At 41.9% G+C, this 17,701-nt stretch carries 17 protein-coding genes; 1 reads left to right on the top strand and 16 read right to left on the bottom strand.

Annotation, left to right across the window (positions count from 1 at the left end; translation table 11 throughout):
- Positions 1–5: 5 nt before the first annotated feature.
- From hflX to NRF22_RS04030, 13 genes are all read right to left on the bottom strand, one after another.
- Positions 6–1,319: a GTPase HflX gene (hflX, locus tag NRF22_RS04090; RefSeq protein WP_263779376.1), complete on the bottom strand. Its 1,314-nt coding sequence runs from the start codon at positions 1,317–1,319 to the stop codon at positions 6–8.
- A 33-nt stretch (positions 1,320–1,352) separates the two neighbouring features.
- The gene (rihC, locus tag NRF22_RS04085) at positions 1,353–2,258 is read right to left on the bottom strand and encodes a ribonucleoside hydrolase RihC (protein ID WP_263779374.1); all 906 of its coding nucleotides are present in this window, start codon (positions 2,256–2,258) and stop codon (positions 1,353–1,355) included.
- Between the two features lie 53 nt (positions 2,259–2,311).
- On the bottom strand, positions 2,312–3,280 hold the full coding sequence (locus tag NRF22_RS04080) for a substrate-binding domain-containing protein (RefSeq protein ID WP_007744763.1): 969 nt from the start codon (positions 3,278–3,280) through the stop codon (positions 2,312–2,314).
- Between the two features lie 10 nt (positions 3,281–3,290).
- The gene (locus tag NRF22_RS04075) at positions 3,291–4,250 is read right to left on the bottom strand and encodes an ABC transporter permease subunit (RefSeq protein WP_007744771.1); all 960 of its coding nucleotides are present in this window, start codon (positions 4,248–4,250) and stop codon (positions 3,291–3,293) included.
- 3 nt (positions 4,251–4,253) lie between these two features.
- Positions 4,254–5,732 (bottom strand): sugar ABC transporter ATP-binding protein, encoded by a 1,479-nt coding sequence (locus NRF22_RS04070; protein ID WP_007744772.1) that lies wholly within the window; start codon positions 5,730–5,732, stop codon positions 4,254–4,256.
- 12 nt (positions 5,733–5,744) lie between these two features.
- Positions 5,745–6,143: a D-ribose pyranase gene (gene rbsD / locus NRF22_RS04065; RefSeq protein ID WP_007744774.1), complete on the bottom strand. Its 399-nt coding sequence runs from the start codon at positions 6,141–6,143 to the stop codon at positions 5,745–5,747.
- Positions 6,140–7,066, bottom strand: a complete 927-nt coding sequence (gene rbsK / locus NRF22_RS04060; protein ID WP_028291826.1) for a ribokinase — start codon at positions 7,064–7,066, stop codon at positions 6,140–6,142. The genes rbsD and rbsK overlap by 4 nt, the downstream gene beginning before the upstream one ends.
- Positions 7,067–7,189: 123 nt before the next feature.
- Positions 7,190–8,197 (bottom strand): ribose utilization transcriptional repressor RbsR, encoded by a 1,008-nt coding sequence (gene rbsR / locus NRF22_RS04055; protein WP_007744778.1) that lies wholly within the window; start codon positions 8,195–8,197, stop codon positions 7,190–7,192.
- 34 nt (positions 8,198–8,231) lie between these two features.
- Positions 8,232–9,794: a bifunctional metallophosphatase/5'-nucleotidase gene (locus NRF22_RS04050; protein WP_263779373.1), complete on the bottom strand. Its 1,563-nt coding sequence runs from the start codon at positions 9,792–9,794 to the stop codon at positions 8,232–8,234.
- Between the two features lie 3 nt (positions 9,795–9,797).
- Entirely contained in the window at positions 9,798–10,865 is a 1,068-nt protein-coding gene (locus NRF22_RS04045; protein ID WP_007744781.1) for a PhnE/PtxC family ABC transporter permease, read from the bottom strand.
- Positions 10,862–11,656, bottom strand: coding sequence for a phosphonate ABC transporter, permease protein PhnE (phnE, locus tag NRF22_RS04040; protein ID WP_007744783.1), 795 nt, complete (start codon positions 11,654–11,656; stop codon positions 10,862–10,864). Before phnE ends, NRF22_RS04045 begins: the two co-directional genes overlap by 4 nt.
- Positions 11,653–12,432, bottom strand: coding sequence for a phosphonate ABC transporter ATP-binding protein (gene phnC / locus NRF22_RS04035; RefSeq protein ID WP_263779371.1), 780 nt, complete (start codon positions 12,430–12,432; stop codon positions 11,653–11,655). The genes phnE and phnC overlap by 4 nt, the downstream gene beginning before the upstream one ends.
- A gap of 68 nt (positions 12,433–12,500) precedes the next feature.
- A complete protein-coding gene (locus NRF22_RS04030; RefSeq protein WP_007744786.1) occupies positions 12,501–13,415 on the bottom strand; it encodes a phosphate/phosphite/phosphonate ABC transporter substrate-binding protein in 915 nt (304 codons plus the stop codon).
- Positions 13,416–13,658: 243 nt separating this feature from the next.
- On the opposite strand from NRF22_RS04030, the gene NRF22_RS04025 reads away from it, so the two are divergent.
- Positions 13,659–14,321 (top strand): phosphatase PAP2 family protein, encoded by a 663-nt coding sequence (locus NRF22_RS04025; RefSeq protein ID WP_263779370.1) that lies wholly within the window; start codon positions 13,659–13,661, stop codon positions 14,319–14,321.
- Between the two features lie 46 nt (positions 14,322–14,367).
- Here NRF22_RS04025 and NRF22_RS04020 read toward each other — a convergent pair whose 3' ends face one another.
- From NRF22_RS04020 to NRF22_RS04010, 3 genes are read right to left on the bottom strand one after another with little or no spacing between them, the layout of a single operon-like run.
- A complete protein-coding gene (locus NRF22_RS04020; protein WP_263779369.1) occupies positions 14,368–15,300 on the bottom strand; it encodes an N-acetylmuramoyl-L-alanine amidase family protein in 933 nt (310 codons plus the stop codon).
- A gap of 47 nt (positions 15,301–15,347) precedes the next feature.
- The gene (locus NRF22_RS04015) at positions 15,348–16,736 is read right to left on the bottom strand and encodes a sensor histidine kinase (RefSeq protein WP_007744789.1); all 1,389 of its coding nucleotides are present in this window, start codon (positions 16,734–16,736) and stop codon (positions 15,348–15,350) included.
- Positions 16,717–17,418, bottom strand: coding sequence for a response regulator transcription factor (locus NRF22_RS04010; protein ID WP_263779368.1), 702 nt, complete (start codon positions 17,416–17,418; stop codon positions 16,717–16,719). Before NRF22_RS04010 ends, NRF22_RS04015 begins: the two co-directional genes overlap by 20 nt.
- Positions 17,419–17,701: the final 283 nt, after the last annotated feature.

Raw genomic sequence — 17,701 nt, 5'->3', positions numbered from 1 at the left:
TAACACTATTTCTGAACAAATGCCTGATAAGTTTCAATTTGAGCAGCCGGTAATTCTACACGCAGTCGAGTACCCTGGGCGGTAAAGTCTTGCTCTAAAACGTTATTCCCATTTAGAATTTGATTCACCACAGCCCCTTGATCAAAAGGAATCATTAGTTCAACTGTTTTAAAATCGGCGAATAATTTCTCATCCAGCAGCTTGATGAAAGCATCTAAGGAATTGTCGTCCAAAGCACTGGCAATTAAATCCTCGCCGCTGCGTTCTGGATAGGTAACACCGGCCTTGTCTGCTTTATTAAACACCGTTACCATTGGAATCTGCTCGACGCCAATCGCAGCTAAAGTCGATTTTGTCGTCGCCATCATATCGCGATAATGCGGATCGGAAACATCGACAATCTGCACCAGCAAATCTGCATGCACAGCTTCATCCAATGTAGATTGAAAGCTGGCAATCAAGTTATGCGGCAGATTAGAAACAAAACCTACCGTATCAGACAACAAGAAACGCCTTTTATTAGGCAGACGTATCGCACGAACTGTTGCATCCAACGTTGCAAAAAGCATGTCTTTTTCAAAGACTTTTTTGTCATCGATATCTTCTTTGCTTTCTGAATATTTTTCGATCATGCGATTCATCCAAGTTGACTTGCCGGCGTTTGTATAGCCGACAAGGGCAACCGTTTTTAGCCCAGAATGATCGCGCTGAGATCGCTGAACGGTTGAAGCAGACAATAGCGTTTTTAGCTCGGCTTTGATTTGAGCAATTTGATCCTCGATTGTGCGGCGGTTTAATTCCAGTTTTGTTTCTCCGGAACCACGGCTGGTAAAGGACCCGCCGCCAGCTCCGCCCTGCTGATCCAATTCATTAGCCAAAGCCGTATGCAGCCGTGGCAATTGATATTGTTTTTGTGCCAAACGTATCTGCAGCTTGGCCAATTTACTCTTCGCGCGAGAAGCAAAAATATCCAGAATTAAAGCCGTACGATCAACAACTCTTGTACCGCCACCTATCATTTTTTCCAGATTACGAATTTGAGTGGCCGTCAGATCATCATTGGAAATCACCAATTCGGCCTCTCTAGCAGCAACGAGCTCTTTTAATTCTGTAACTTTGCCCTTGCCGAAATAAGTGCCGGCATTAGGACGATCATATTTTTGAGTCAAAACGTCCACCACATTTAAATTGTTGGCGGCCGCTAAATTTTTGAATTCTTCGATTGTGTAAGCAAAACTTGCCGAGTTTTTTTGGTTTTCCAAGGCCACTAAAATAACCCTTCCTTTTGCCTGCTCGGTGTTAAATAATTGTTCGGCCAAAAAATCCTCCTTTAAAATACATAAGATAACTGATTAAGGCATTTTTGCAATTTGGTCTTGAAGCCAATCGCGAAAACGTGCGGCATCAATATCAGTCAGCACTGTGGCATTTGTCCTGCCTTGATGATAGGCAGCACGGATATCGACAACCGTTTCACCAATTGCCGGTCCTTCTGTTACGATATCAACCCATACATCCTTAGTCTGATAAAACTCAGGGTGGCATAAATAGCCAATCGTATTAGCATCATGAATCGGCCAACCTTCAGCGTGAATGTCATTATAATGCGAAATCAAAGCTGCTAACATTTTTCCGGATCGGTTCATGGCACTGACCTGATGGATCCAATCTTGGTTGACCATGGCTTTCAGCGTGACATCCAGCCCAACCATTGTGATCGGCAGCCCGGCAGAAAGTAAAATCTTAGCTGCATCGGGATCAGTGAAAACATTAAACTCAGCCGCACTGGTCATATTGCCGCCACAGATACTGCCGCCCATTGCAAGCACGCGATCAATTTTAGCCAGATCCTGTGGATATTGACGAAACCATAATGCGAAGTTAGTGTAAGAACCGGTTAAGACTAATGTGACCTTCTCATCACTTTGTACCAGTACATTGTGCCAAGCTTCAGCAGCCGTCTGCTTAATTGGACTGCTTTGTATGGCTGGAAAAATGTAGCCCTCCATGCCTGATTCGCCATGAATATGGGCAGCATCTTCAAAAGCTTTAATTAAAGGCTGACTAGCACCAGTCGCAACCGGCGTCTGCATATTGAAAAATTCAACAAGACGCAAAGCATTCTTCGTGGTTTTATCAACGGTTACGTTACCAGCAACTGTTGTAATCAATTTAACATGAAAAGCCGGGTTGTTTAAAATAACTGACAAAGCGACTGCATCGTCAATGCCTGGATCAGAATCAATAATTACGTTCATAACTTCTAAGTATAAAGAAAAACGGCCATCGCCGTTTTAACTACACACAATCTTTACTTCACTAAATTACGATATTGTCTATTCGCTACCAGAGCAATTGGTGATTTTGTCCATTTAGCAATCTTTTTACCTTGAAAATGCTGAATCGCAATTTGAATGGCAATTTCACCCATTTTTTGGGGATGCTGCGCAACAGTTGCACTCATTTTGCCGGAACGGACAGCAGCAACACCATCTGCTTCACCGTCGATACCGACAATCACAATGTTTTTACCATTCACAGCCTGTGCGGCACCTAAAGCCATTTCATCGTTTTGCGCAAAAATACCTTGGAGATCAGGATGCCCCTGAATAATATTTTCCGCGACCGACAATCCTTGAGAACGATCAAAACCAGCTGTCTGCTTGGCAACAATAGATAGCTTTCCTCGTGCATTGCCATCAAAACCTTTTCCACGATCACGTGTGGCTGAGGCACCAGGAATCCCCTGCAATTCAGCCACTTTAGCATTGTTTCCCAAGGCTTTGATCAAAAAATCAGCAGCCATTCTGCCTGCCAAGACAGAATCTGACGACACCAGAGAGAGCACTTTGCCGCCAGTGGAAGACCGATCAATGGCGATCACAGGGATGCCGGCATCATTAGCCGCCTTCACTTCAGGTGTCACCGCATCAGAGTCGACAGGGTTAACAATCAGCAGATCAACTTTTTGCTGAATCAAATCCTCAATGTCGTTGGACTGTTTGGATGTATCATTTTTACCATCATCAATAATCAGTTGTTTAACACCTTGCTTACGGGCCTGCGTTCTGATGCCTTTCGCTACTGAAATAAAGAAAGGATTATTCATCGTTGAAATAGAAACACCAATTTTCAGCTGCTTGGCATCGATACGTTTATTCTGATCAATTCGGACCCAAGGATTATTCAGTGTCAGCAATGGTTTACCGGAAATAAACAGAGCGACCAAGATAATGACAATGAGACCGATTGAGATAATTGAAGTTTTTTTCTTTAACATCGTTTCCTCCTCAGGCCTTACTCTTCTTGCGGTCTAGTAAGACAGCAATCAAGATCACAACGCCCTTGACAATCTGTTGGTAAAAACTCGAAATACCCAACAAATTCATGCCGTTATTCAAGACCCCGATAATCAAAGCACCAACAAAAGTACCGGAAATCCGACCTTTTCCGCCAGCCAAACTTGTGCCGCCTAATACGACCGAGGCAATGGCATCCATTTCATATCCAGTTCCCGCATCCGGCTGTGCCGAGGACAAACGAGAAGTTAATATCATGCCGGCCAAAGCCGCAGCAGCTCCAGAGATCGCATAAATCCAGATGAGAATTTTATTTGTTTTAATACCAGAAACAAAAGCTGCTTTGATATTGCCGCCAATTGCATAAGTTTTCCGGCCAAAGCTCATGCGATGAAGCAGCAGGTAAAGGACTACAAATGCGGCAAACATAATGATGACCGGAACCGGAATACCGAGAAAGTATCCCCGCCCCAGCACTTGAAAACTATAATTATTTGTAATTTTCGCACCGGTAATCGGTGAGCCGTCAGTGAAAACATAGGTGGCACCACGAAAAATGGTCATCGTAGCCAAAGTGACGATAAACGGCGCAGCACCGCCTTTTGTGATTAGTAAACCATTAATTGCACCGGCAACACCACCCAGTAAGATACCGCTAACAACAGCGATAACAGTTGGCACGCCGCTGACAATTAATTGAGCTGTAATCGCAGCGGAAAAAGCCAGGATCGAACCAACGGACAAGTCAATGCCGGCAGTTAAGATGACAAAAGTCATCGCAAAGGCGATAATGGCGTTAATTGAGACTTGTCTTAATAAATTTAAAAGGTTGTTAATGTCCAAGAAGGCCGGGTTCAGGATTGCCACGATCAGTACTAAAACGATCAGAGCTCCCCATGGTCCAAGTTTGGCCAGGAAAGACTTTACAGAATTGCTTGTACCTGTTTTCATTTTTTATTTCCCCTTTGTCGCAAGTGCCATAACCTGCTCTTGAGTTGCTGTTGTGCCATCTAATTCACCGACCAGCTGCCCCTCATACATTACTTCAATCCGATCCGACATGGCAATGAGCTCAGGCAGATCAGATGAGACTAAAATAATGGCAACTTTTCGATCCGTCAATTCGTTCATCAGATCGTAGATCTCTTTTTTGGCACCGACGTCAACGCCTCGAGTGGGTTCGTCAAGGATTAAAATATTTGTTCCAGCACCAATCCATTTTGCCAAGACAGCTTTCTGCTGGTTGCCACCCGATAGACTTGAAACCAGATCATATTCACTCATGGCTTTGACACCTAGGCGTTTAATTAACGCTTCGGTAAACTCATCGACAGCCTTCTCATCAATAAATAAACCTTTTTTAAAGCCGTCAATACTTGGCAGAACAATATTTTCTTTCAGATTGAAGTCTAAAATCAATCCTTCATCTTTACGATTTTCTGTCAAAAAACCAATATTCTCTTTAATCACTTCAGCAGGATTGGCAATCCTGTTTTTCTGACCATGAACATAAATATCGCCAGCGGTCACCCTATCGACACCAAATATTGCCCGCATCGTTTCTGTACGGCCGGCACCCATCAAACCTGAAAATCCTAGAATTTCACCTTCGTGAAGCTGAAAGTTGACATTGGAGAAACTCGCTCCGCTCAGACCAGAAACTTTTAAAACCTCCTTGCCTAATTGCGGCGTTCTTTTCGGGTAAAAATCACCTATATCCCGGCCAACCATGTCTTTAACTAGTTGAGTAATTCGGCTTTGTGCTGTCGGCCGGCTAGAGACACTGACGCCATCGCGCATCACAGTCACTGTATCCGTAATTTGGAAAATCTCTTCCATACGGTGAGAAATATAAATAAATGACACATTCTGCGCTTTTAATTTTTGGATATTTTTAAACAAGGATTTGATCTCAGTCTGTGTCAGAGCCGCTGTCGGTTCGTCCATAATAATGACTTGGGCCTTGGTCATTAACGACTTGGCAATTTCAATCACTTGCTGCTTGCCGACCGGCAAACTGCCGATTTCATCGTAAATATTGACATCCGATCCCATTTGGGCAAGATATTTTCGAGCAATTTCGGCCATTTTTTCTTCATCCAAGAGACCGAACTTGTTTTTGATTTCACGATTAATAAACATGTTGTCCAGAACTGACATCTCGCTATAATTGTTCATTTCCTGATGAATAAAGGAAATACCAGCCTGTTCAGCAGCCATTGCATCGGGATATTGAACAGCCTTGCCATCAACCATAATTTCGCCTCGATCAGCTTTTAAAAGCCCGGTCAAAATGTTCATTAAAGTAGATTTGCCGGCCCCGTTCTCACCAACCAGGGCATGTACTTCCCCTGGCTGAATCATTATATTGACACCCTTTAAAACTGAGTTTTGGCCAAAGGCCTTCCAAATGTTTCTCAGCTCAATTTTCATGTTTCCTCTTTTCTAGAAGACAACGCCTGATTCTAAAATCACGTTTGAAAAAGGATGTTCCTCGCCGGTGCGGACAAATGCCCGCGCATATTTAAGGTCTTTTTTCATTTGTTCGTGCGGAATAAACACAATTTCCACTTGACTGCCCAGAATATCAATTAGGCTCTTTAATCCTTCTGGATTATTTGTCTTCATTTCTAAAGCAACATAGGCTCTTTGAACTTCCAATTCTTGAAGAATTGTTTTTACAACATCATCAAAACGAGGTAAATCTTTTGTCACAGCCAAATCGATTTTTTTAGTACCGGCAGGCACAGGCATGCCGGCGTCACCGATAGCCAAAGTATCAAAGTGGCCCATATCAGCAACGACAGCCGAAATTTCAGAATTTAACAGAACACCTTTTTTCATTTTTCATCTGCCTCAACCTCTGCAAAAGTAGGAATAGAAGGCAAAGCGCCAGCTTTTTGGACAGTCAGCGAAGAACTCCGGCTGGCCCAAATCAGCGTTGGTACCAAATTGCTCAAATCGTTTTTGATGTTGGCCGCAAAAACACCGATAAAAGTATCACCAGCGGCAGTCGTATCGACAGCTTTAACTTTAAAACTCGGAATCATACCGGATTTATCAGCGACTTTGTAAAAGGACCCTGACTTCCCCAAGGTAATCAATGTATTTTTGACGCCTAATTTTTCTAATGCTTGAGCAGCATTCATGAGTGAGTCCTGATTAAAGGCAACATCCTGGTCAATTAAAACCTGTGCCTCGGTCTCATTGGGCGTGACAAAATCAGATAAACGCAGCAGTCCCGCGTCAATCTTTTTCGCCGGGGCCGGGTTTAAAATCGTCATAACGTGATGCTTCTTCGCAATTTCAAAAGCACGGATCGCAGCTGGAATCGGCGTCTCAAATTGAGTGATAATCGCATCTGCTTCAGCAATTTCATCTTCGGCTGCCTGAACGTCTTCCACCGTTACCCGCATGTTGGCACCACCATATACTAGAATCGTGTTGCTGCCATCAGCTTCCAGCAGAATCGAAGCTGACCCGGTTGGTACCGACTTAGTCACAATCCGAGAAACATCAATCTGATTATCAGCCAATGCTTGTTTCATAAAACGGCCATTAGCATCATCGCCCACAGCTCCGATAAAGCTGACTTGCGCACCTTGCCTAGCAGCCGCAACGGCTTGATTGGCCCCTTTGCCGCCCGGTGCACTCGTCAGACTGTTAATGTGAATCGTCTCGCCGCGTTCAGGCAATTTATCCATGTGCTGAATCGTATCGACATTCAAAGACCCCAAGACAACAATTTTTTTATTTTGTTTTTCGATTACGTCCCCCTCCGGCCGAATCCCCAGCCGCTCAATGCATCCCTTTGTATGGTAAAACGGTTTACCATCAGCGAATAGTATAACAAATATTCAACGAAAACGCTTACATTTTACTGAAAGAATTTAAATTTCTCGAACCGAGTCGCGTACAATCAACTCAACATCAACAGCCATAACCTGCCAGTCTATTTGGGGATCCGCAATTCTATTCTTCAGCATTTCCAAAACATATTTGGCAATCAGCTCTACGGGCTGGCGAACAGTAGTTAACTTAGGATTTGTGAATTCGGCATAATCTGTATCATCGTAACCAACTAAGGAATAATCCCGCGGTACCTGCTCGCCGGCGTTAAATAAACCGCCCAAAACGCCAATTGCTAATTCATCGCTTAAAGTAAAAATCGCACTTGGTTTAAAGGCTAGAATATTTGGGACAGCCCGCTGCCCGCCATGTTTCGTAAAAGCAGTTTTAACAATTTGAATTTGTGTTGTTTGAATACCTAAATCGCGGCAGGTCTCTGTAAAACCTTGTAATCGCAAGGCTAAATTGGCAGTCATCGCATTTTTATCAGGCACCACGACACTGAAGCGGCGATGTCCTAACGAATAAAGATAGTGTGCAACAATTTCACCGCCATGAAAGTCATCAGAAGCAATAAAATCAGAATTTTTGCTGCTATTTTGATCAAGCACAATATAAGGGGTGCGATTTTCTTTTAACAAATTGGTCACTTGAGAATTTTCTTGAATGGCAACTGCAATAATCAAGCCGTCAACATTCTGGCCAATCAAACCTTCAATCGCAGAATACAGCTGGCTTCTGTCGCCATCCAAGCCGACCATTAAAATATGTGTATGTGCATCGGAATAGTTTTCCAGCAATTGTAAAAATTCACTAAAAAAAGGGTTGGAAATTGTTGGTACCAAGACCCCGATCGTAGAATCCGTCTTATTACTGAGGTTTCTTGCGGCAGAATTTGGTACATAATGCAGCTCCTCTTTTGCCTGCAGAACCTTTTGAATATTTTTTTTGGAAAAACGCGCGCCTTTGCCATTCAGGATTTGGCTGACGGCCGTAGCTGATAACCCGGCCTTAGCAGCAACTTCTTTAATCGTAATTTTCCTACCCATACAGCCAAGTATAAGTAAAATGATGCCAAAAAACTCATTTTGAAATAATCGTTAAATTTGTTGGCTGTTGCGACTTGATCGGTGAATGATCAGCTATGTAATTGCTTATCAGATCCACCATGTCTACGGTCGAACTTTCAACAATTTTGTCAACTGAATAACTAGTGTAGCCTCCAACACCCGAACTGCGATAGTTCGAGATAGCTAGACGATACTTTTTATTTAACTCGATCTTTTTACCCTGATAACTGACATTTTTAACACGATGGCCAAAAGGTTGTGTAAGATCAAAAGTATAATCAATGCCTGAAAAATAATCGTAGTTATAATGTTGAATATTAGTAATACCAAAACGGTCCGAAATGTTAATTTTGCCGTCAGAATCTACAATGAAATATTCCGCAGCACGCTCCAAAGCTGATAGGAGATCGCGTCCCGATACTTCTTCAGCCACGGCCGTATTAGGAAAAAGATAGTTTGTTGCAATAGCACGACGTGTGACAACGTTTCCTAATCCAAGCTGTCCATCAGAAAACAAGGCAGTAGCAGAAATATCAGCGTGCACGGCCTGCCCCTGTACTTTGTTGATCATCGATAAATAAGGATGGCCATGCAGACGAGCAGCGAACGGATCCTTAATTAGCATGTCGGGTTGGATTTCGCCAATTTTTTCATCCAAGAAACTATCCAATTGCTTCTGCACTTGATTCAGTTTCTGCATGATATCTGTGTCGGCCACAAAATTTTTCGTTGGTAGCAGGCAAGCCTCACTGCGCGTGATTTGCTTATTCGCAGGATCAAAATCCAATTCGATTTCCCCGACTGCCTCCGCCTGATAACCCGGCTGGGTAACCGGTACGGAACAGTGCCCAGCATCAACTAATTGTGCCAACTTACGGTGCTGGTGACCAGTAACAAGCGCATCAATACCGGGAACTTGCTGCAGGAGTTCATAAGCACGGTTCTCACCAGTAAATTTTTCCGTCGCTTCGCCACTATTTAAGTCACATTCAAAACCGGCATGGTAAGCCACGACAATAATGTCAGCCTCTTGAGCACGCATGATAGGAATGTACTTTTTCGCTGTTTCAACCGGATTTTCAAAGTGGACATTGCCAAGGTGGGCAGCTGTTTCCCAATGCGGAATATATTCAGTCGTTAATCCCAAAACACCTATTTTTGTGGAAGCGTAGTTGAAAATCTTATAAGGATTTGGGTATAAATTTTTTTGTCTTTCAAAGACATTAGCATCCAAAACGCCCGCATCCGGCCCAATTGCTTTTTTTAAAAAAGACAAGCCATAATTAAATTCATGGTTGCCTAAAATTCGCACATCATAGCCAATAATATCGGCAAATTTCTGATACAGTGACGCATATTCAGGATGTTTTTGAGCAATAAAATTCGTCAAGGGAGATCCTTGAATGAAATCACCGTTCTCTATTGTCAGAACTAGATCGTTTGGATGATCCAAACGAAATTTTTTAATTAAACTAGCCGCTCCAGCCAAGCCAAAATCCGTTTGCTCCGAATCTACAAAATTACTTGGCGCAATGTAACCATGTACATCAGACGTGGACAGGATATACAACTTCATAAATTAGATGATCCGCTTTCTCAGTTGCCCAGATATAAAGTCAATCAGTGTCACCATAATCACAACGCCAATCAAGATAATGCCAGCCCGCGGCCAATTACGTACCTGCGTGCTTAAAATCAAATCCTGTCCAATACCACCGGCACCGACCATTCCTAAAATAGAAGCAGATCGTACAGAAATTTCAAAGCGATACAAAGTGTTGCTCAAAAAACTTGGCATCGCGTTTGGCAGCGTTGCTAACGTCAAAGTATCTAATTGCGTCCCACCAGCAGCAACAATCGCTTCATTAGGGCCGCGATCCAAATTTTCAATTGCCTCACCGTCTAGTTTACCCAGCATACCAACTGAATGAACGGATAAAGCCAGCACACCAGCAAAAGAACCCGGGCCAACAGCTTTGATAAACATCAGAGCCAGGACAATTTCAGGAAACACACGTATAAAAGTCAGAATAAATTTACCATTAGTGGATTTGGGACGAAAAATCGTATATTTACTGATATCTTGCACGAGGCCATTCGCAACAATAAAGAGGCTTTCAAAAAACCAAAGCACAAAAATGAAGATAAATAAATTTTTCGGGAAAACATCAAAACCAAAAATTAAACGAAATCCCCAGATGATTAACGCAACAGCTAACATACCAACCGCCAAATAGAGAATAGCTTTGGCGCGTTGTTTCCAAGACTCGCGGCTTCTTCCTTCAGTGCGTGCTGACAAAAAAGCAAAGGGAATAGCCAGGAAAGCCGAAACAAAGGTTCCCAAAAATGCAATCGCAACTGTCTGCAGAAGTTTGGCCACCAAATCTTCACCATCAGCCGTCGCCAAGGTCGAAGGAATGCCGGTTTGAAAAGTTGCATTCAGCCATCTGTCCAGCGGTGCAGAAACAAACTGCCAATCTGGATGAACCAGCCCGTTAAAAACGGCAGCCGTGATCTGTCCAGCCATCTGTTGAATACCATTAAATTGAATGCCGGCAAAGGCCCAAATATAGATCGCAAGAATGATAATCGCAATCACGTAGGGCTGAATTTTTCGAAGAAAACTTTTTTTCGGAATATCTATCATGCCAGCTTCTCCCGCAAATAATTGTTCATAAATTCAATTAATACAACCACTATCAAAATCACAAAAATAATGACAGCTGTTTCATCGTAACGGAATTGATTAATCGTCACTTGGAGCAGCTGGCCAATACCGCCAGCGCCAACATAGCCAATCACAGTTGAAGCGCGCACATTAACTTCGAATGTGTATAAAAAGTTCGAGAAAAAGGTATTCAAAACTTGTGGTACAACAGCAAAGATAATGATTTGTACTTTGCTTGCTCCGGCAGCTTCTAACGCCTCTAATGGCCCCTGATCAATTGTCTCGATCGCCTCAAACATCAGCTTAGCCATTTGTCCAAAAGTGAAAATCAGCAAAGTCACCACACCAGCCAAAGGGCCGAAACCCAAAATCGCAGTGAAAACAGCTGCCAATAAAAGATCAGGCAGCGTTCTAACCAGATTAGAAATAACGCGGATGACACCACGAAGCCAGCCTAGCGACACAATATTTCTTGCTGATAATAAGGCAAATGGAATGGCAATAATGGTACCTAGAAGCGTTCCTACCAGTGCCATTCTGATTGTGTCTAGTAATGGCCCAACAACATATGACCAGTAAGGCCAATAGGGATGAAACATCTTCTGCCAAAGGACTGCAAACTGGCCTAATGAATCATGATTAAAAAATTGGTCCAGTTGCGTACCGGTAATAATTGAAGAAAAAATCAACAAAAAAATGATTAGAAAAAAGTACAGGACCCCTTTGATGTGAAAACGCTGTGTATTACTTCTTTTTGGCAGGACATTCATTTGGATCCCGCCTCATGCTTATCTTGAACAGATTGATAAATTTGTTGAAAATCCGATTCGGAAACTTGATCGGCCTCTTTATCGAAAATCAGCTCGCCGTCTCTCAATCCAACTATCCGAGAACCATATTTTAACGCCAACTCCTCGTTATGCAAATTCGCTACCACTGTGATACCTAAATCCTGGTTGAGTGCTTTTAAATCATCCATAACAAGATTGGAAGTCGCCGGATCCAAGCTTGCCGTTGGTTCATCTGCCAACATAATTTTCGGTTCCTGCATTAAAGCTCTGGCAATTGCAACACGCTGCTGCTGTCCACCGGATAACGCATCGGCACGGTCATAAAATTTCTCGGCTAAATTGACCCGTTTGAGAGCCGTGACGGCACGCTGAACATCCTCTTTCTTCCAAAAACCAAAACTCGAACGAAGAAAGCCATAATAGCCAACCCTGCCAGAAAGTACGTTCCTCCTGACGGAAGCACGTTTAACCAAGTTAAAGTTTTGAAAAATCATCGCAACGTTGCGTCTCATCATACGCAAGGCTTTACCGCTGGCATGCTGAATTGATTGCCCGTCAATCAGAATATCGCCAGACGTCACGTCGTGGAGACGATTAATTGAACGTAGTAAAGTGGACTTTCCGGCTCCGGATAAACCGACAATCACAAGAAATTCGCCCTTTTTAACATTCAGATTAATGTCTTTTAAGCCAACGACACCGTTATCATAAATTTTATTTACATTTTTGATTTCGATCAGGTTAGTATCAGTCATAAGTCTTCTTTATTATCTATGTAGGGAGAAAATTGAGCAAGCATTTTCACTCAATTTTCAACAATTTATTAATTGCCTGTAACGGCTTTATCAGCTTTACGCACAACAGCAAAATTCGAATTCTTGGACTTTGCAAATCCTGCAATATCATACAGATTTTCTACTAATTTGTTGCCCTTCTTGGTCTTAGCGATTTTAATAAAGGCATTTTGGACCTTAGTGGATAATTTCTTAGACAAACTCTTACGCGCTGTAACGGTATCGTTAGGAATCTTCATCGTTTCAGCTAAAATTTTTGTGTCCTTGAAAATAGTTGGCACATCACCCTTAACAATATTACGAGCATCTTGGAAGACAAAGGCAGCATCGGCTTGCTTATTCTCAACAGCTAAGACACCTTGATCATGCCCTTTAACTGTGACTAAATTAGAATTCTTAACAACGTTGATACCTTTACTTTTCAAATAGTAAATTGGGAAGATGTATCCCGAAGAACTTGTAACATCCTGCACGGCAATATTCTTACCCGTGAGGTCTTTGATACTTTTAACTTTTGAATCTTTACGAACAAGGATTAAAGCTCGATACCAGCTCACCATCTTTTTCTGGAGACTACCATCGTTATTGACACCATTTCGAACCGTCTGCAAAAGTACTCTGGCACCATATTGTTTATGTGCCTGAACATATCCGTCAGGCGGCAAAAATCCGATATCAATCTTTCCTGAACCAAGTGCTTCAACAATCGAATTATAATCAGTTGAAACCGTCACAACGACCTTTTGTCCCAATTGCTTTGAGAGCATCTGTCCCAAAGGTTTCGCCCGAGCTTCCATGGTTGTTGCATTACTCGAAGGAACAAACCCAACGCGAAGCGTCTTCGGATTTGCTGCTTGAGAAGCACTAGCAACGACAGGAACTGTTGTTGCCAGAACGCCGGAAACAATAGCAAGAACTGCAGCAGAATGTGCGAATTTTTTCATTACTAACCTCTTCCAAATTTTTGCCACCCTAATGGCTAAGAAAATCGTATCATAATTACAGACGAATCCGAATCATTTTCCTTTTTTTGTAATAAATTACGAATTTTATCCACAAGCAAAAACCGAATGTTCGGTTTTTACTGTCTATGTGATTTTTGCCCCAAATCATATAAATAAAACACGATGATAAAAGATACCTTTCAGCTATAATGAATATAATTAAGGTTTTATTAAGAGGTTAAGATGATTGTTAGGATGCCAAAATTTTTGAAAAAAGCCGGGCTTGCTGCCGCACTTGTTTTTTTGCTGCTGCTGGTTTTGGTCGGCATTAGATTTGGAATGACAATATCCATCGATAGATGGTTGACAAGTTCGCTAGGAAATACAAGTTTTTCCTTTGGAGATGGCTTAATGACCATTATATCGGCGCTAGGCTCTCCTTTGGCAACTTTTATTTATGCGGTCGTGATCGCTGGGCTACTGTATTTTTCGAATCTGCGCATTCCAGCTATTTGGGTATTACTTACATATATCAGCGGTTTAGCAATTGGGCAAATCTTTAAAGTCGCTGTTGGCCGAGCCCGCCCTATTGGCCACTTAGCCTCAGGCTACGCTTTCCCTTCTAATCATGCTCTAACTACATTTATCATTATCACGATCATTTTCGTCTTGGTTCTGCCCAATCTTTCTTCGACAAGCCTGCAGCTTTGGTTTGGCTGGGGAACGATTACATTTGGGTTGCTGTTAATGGAAGCAACGCTTTACCTTCAGGATCATTTCTTAAGTGATGCGCTTGCCGGTGCAGCTTTCGGTATTGCTTGGGTGACATTATGGGTGTGGCTCTATGAGAAATATGCACGAGTTTTGCACGATCGGATTCCAACGCTGCAGTACGATGCCATTTAAAATATAAAAAAACGTTTGGTTAGGAACACAACAGCCAAACGTTTTTTTATATTTTAATTAGAGCAGTTAAATCAGTCCAACCCAGAATATTATTGTTTTGAGAAACCAGTGCCAGAACTTGGCCATTAGATAAAGTATCAATTTCTTTAACTGTCACATTTTTGGCAGATAAAGTTGTTGAGTTACCGATAACCTTGCCGGCAACAGACCGGTCGAAAATTTCTGTATTTCTGCCAAATTTCAGCCAACATGTTTGTGTATCACGCTTAATAATGCTTGGCAGGCCATACCCTCGCATGAGAGTGGCTGATTTTATTTGATTAACCAGCCATATAAAATCATCCATATTGTAACTGCCGGAAAACCAATTGGAAGCAGAATTATTCCAATAACTTACCGGGTCACTATGATTGGTGCCTCCCAAAACACGGCTAACATCATCATGGCTCCAAATAGTAGCTCTCCGACGACCCGTACCAAGCCGGTAATAGGACAATTGATCAGCCGTAAATTTAGCTAAATTCAACTGCTCGCGTGCGAAATCATCTTTGCTATGAACTTCCAGCTGTTCTACTTGAATAAAGCGCTGATTGGCAATCGTACCAGCACCCCAACAAAGATAATCTGTATTAGCAACACCCACCAAATGATTAGCGTCAACAAATTCGTGCACAAATGCCGACTGCCAGTGTCCATACATATACGAAATTTCATTGTAAATCGTTGATGTCGGGTTAGCAGTTTCATGAATCACAATTCCTTCCGGGCGGCCTTGCCCATTGCGATAATTATTTCTCGGCAGCATTCCTGACCGATTCAAAAAATTTTCTTCTTGAACGGGCTGCCAAGATTTGCGCGCTATCCCTTCTTGTATGTGCTGAATAACAAGATTACTGGATAAATCAGCCTGTGCGCTTTCATTAAATAACCAAATCCCGCTTAATAAAGATGCCGAAAATAAAAACTTTGATAATTTCATAAATCCCTCTAATAGTTAGTACGAATTTACGAGACAATTCAAAGTTTTTAATGAGTTGCTTTTAATTTGGGTAAGACCACCTTAAAAACACTGCCCTCCGGATAATTGTCGCTCACAGTAATCTTTCCCTTGAACGCGTCCACGATCCACTTGGCAATCGAAAGTCCAAGGCCAGTACCGCCTGTATTACGGTTTCCTGATTTTTCTTCCCGGTAAAAACGATCAAAGACATGCCGTTTGGCTTCCTGAGAAATTCCGCGACCCGTGTCAGCCACTTCCAGGATCAAATTATTTTTATCCCGCCGTGCTTTAAGTGTGATGCTGCCTTTTTCATCTGTATATTTCAATGCGTTATCCAAGAGAATCACAATTAATTGGTGAACACGCTTATTGTCAAAAGTCATTTGCCCTTTAACGTTGATATCGCTATTGAAAACCTTATTTTCAGACTGCGCAATTTCGGAATACGGCTCAACGACTTCATCAATAAATTTCTTTACATCGATGGTTTTAGGATCCAATCTCGACATATTTGAGCCTGTCTTTGCTAATGTCAGCATATCTGAAGTCAATTGATTCAGACGACGAACCTCAGATAATGACACTACAATGTTTTCAGAAACATCAGCCACTGGTTTGGTTGGCGTACGCAGTAGATTCTCTAACTTATTTTGAATAATAGTTAAAGGGGTCCTGAGTTCATGGGCAGCATTATTAACAAAATCTTGTTGCTGTTTCCATGATTGCAAAATGGGTTTCATCACTCTTAAGGTAACTAGCCAACTGACCACTAACGATAAGACTGCTGCAAACAACAAGCTCCAAAGTAGAACCGATCTAAAAGATTCAATATTCGCCAATTCAGAATCGAAATTATATGTGACAGCCGCATAATCAGCTTTGCCCAATAAGATGCTGTCATTTTTTTGATCGTTGTAAACCAAAATCACAGGTTTTCTCAGACGAATCAGACGGACTCTGAAATAGGACCCTCCTAATTTGACTGCTTGAGTAGTGGAGAAATCACCCATAATTTTTTTATAGAGATTTTCATATGTAAAATAGCGCAGCCCCAAAGAATTATAGTTAATGATATTGCCGTCTTTGTCATAATAAATCGTATCCTGCCCGGCAACATCTGGTTGGATAACGCCCACACCTTGCACAGGATTGGTGCCAGCTGGCGAGTTTTTGCTAGGATCATTGTCGTTACTTTCCCGGCCTGGAATCGTTAATCGTTTGACACCGCTTAATTGAGAGTCTCTTTGGACTCGCATCACCATCGTGCTAAGAATTTGATCAAAGTTCTCTTGAACAGAACGCGTATATGTAAAGTAAATGTATCCGCCGACAAAAGAAAAAATCATTAAAAAACCGATCGCTTCAAGAAAAAACAATCGCACATATTGTTTTAAATTAATTTTTGCTTTGTTCATCGTATTCGAGAATAAAACCAACATTTCTTAAAGTTTTTATTAAGTCATTTTTCCCGACCGATTCCAACTTGCGTCGTAGATTATTCAAATAAATATTAACAACGCTGGTCGTTGTTTCGGAATCAAGTCCCCAGACACGGTCGAAGATCTGATCTTTAGTGATAATAATATTTTTATTTTTGGCCAAATAAACCAAAATATCATATTCTTTTCCGACCAACTGTACATTTTGCTTACCGACCGTGACAGTACGGTTAGCTAAGTGTATCGCCAGATCACCAATTTTAATTTCTTTTTCTTCTGTATCGATACCAGCACGCCGCAATAAGGCTTGGACACGAACTAGGAGCTCCTCACGATGAAAAGGCTTAGTCAGATAATCATCGGCACCGACTTCAAATCCCTTAACTTTATCATCCACAGAATCCTTAGCAGTCAGGATTAATACTGGAGTCTCGATATGCGAGTCCCGCATTTCCTTAATAATATCCAATCCATTCATTTCCGGCAGCATCAGATCACAGACGATTAAATCATAAGGCGCTTCAACCGCTTCGTATTCACCATCCGCACCATTGAAAACCTGTTTGACAGTCGCAATTTCAGAAAGCATGGCAGCGATATCATCGTTAAGTGTCTTATCATCTTCAATTAAAAGAATTTTTACAGAACTGTTTGCCATATTCAGGATTTTGCTCTTTTCCGATTAAATTTACATTAACTCTCCTACCCATTTTACACTGAGACGAAAAAAACGCCTTGATAAGCGTTTTTTGGTTTTTCGGGATTATTTATGAAGAGAGTTTTTTTATTTGGAAGGGATAGTTTATTTTTCAGAGAGTGCTCCGCGGGTGGTTTCCTTTGGAACAAGATTAGTATCGCCGGACCAGATTAAAAGAATATAAAAAGGAAATAAAACGAAAATTAAAGCAGAAGATAGAGGGCAGAAAAAGTTAATAAAAACG

This window comes from Oenococcus kitaharae (genome assembly GCF_025758695.1).
Taxonomy (GTDB): domain Bacteria; phylum Bacillota; class Bacilli; order Lactobacillales; family Lactobacillaceae; genus Oenococcus; species Oenococcus kitaharae_A.
This window is presented reverse-complemented; position numbering and strand designations above follow the sequence as displayed.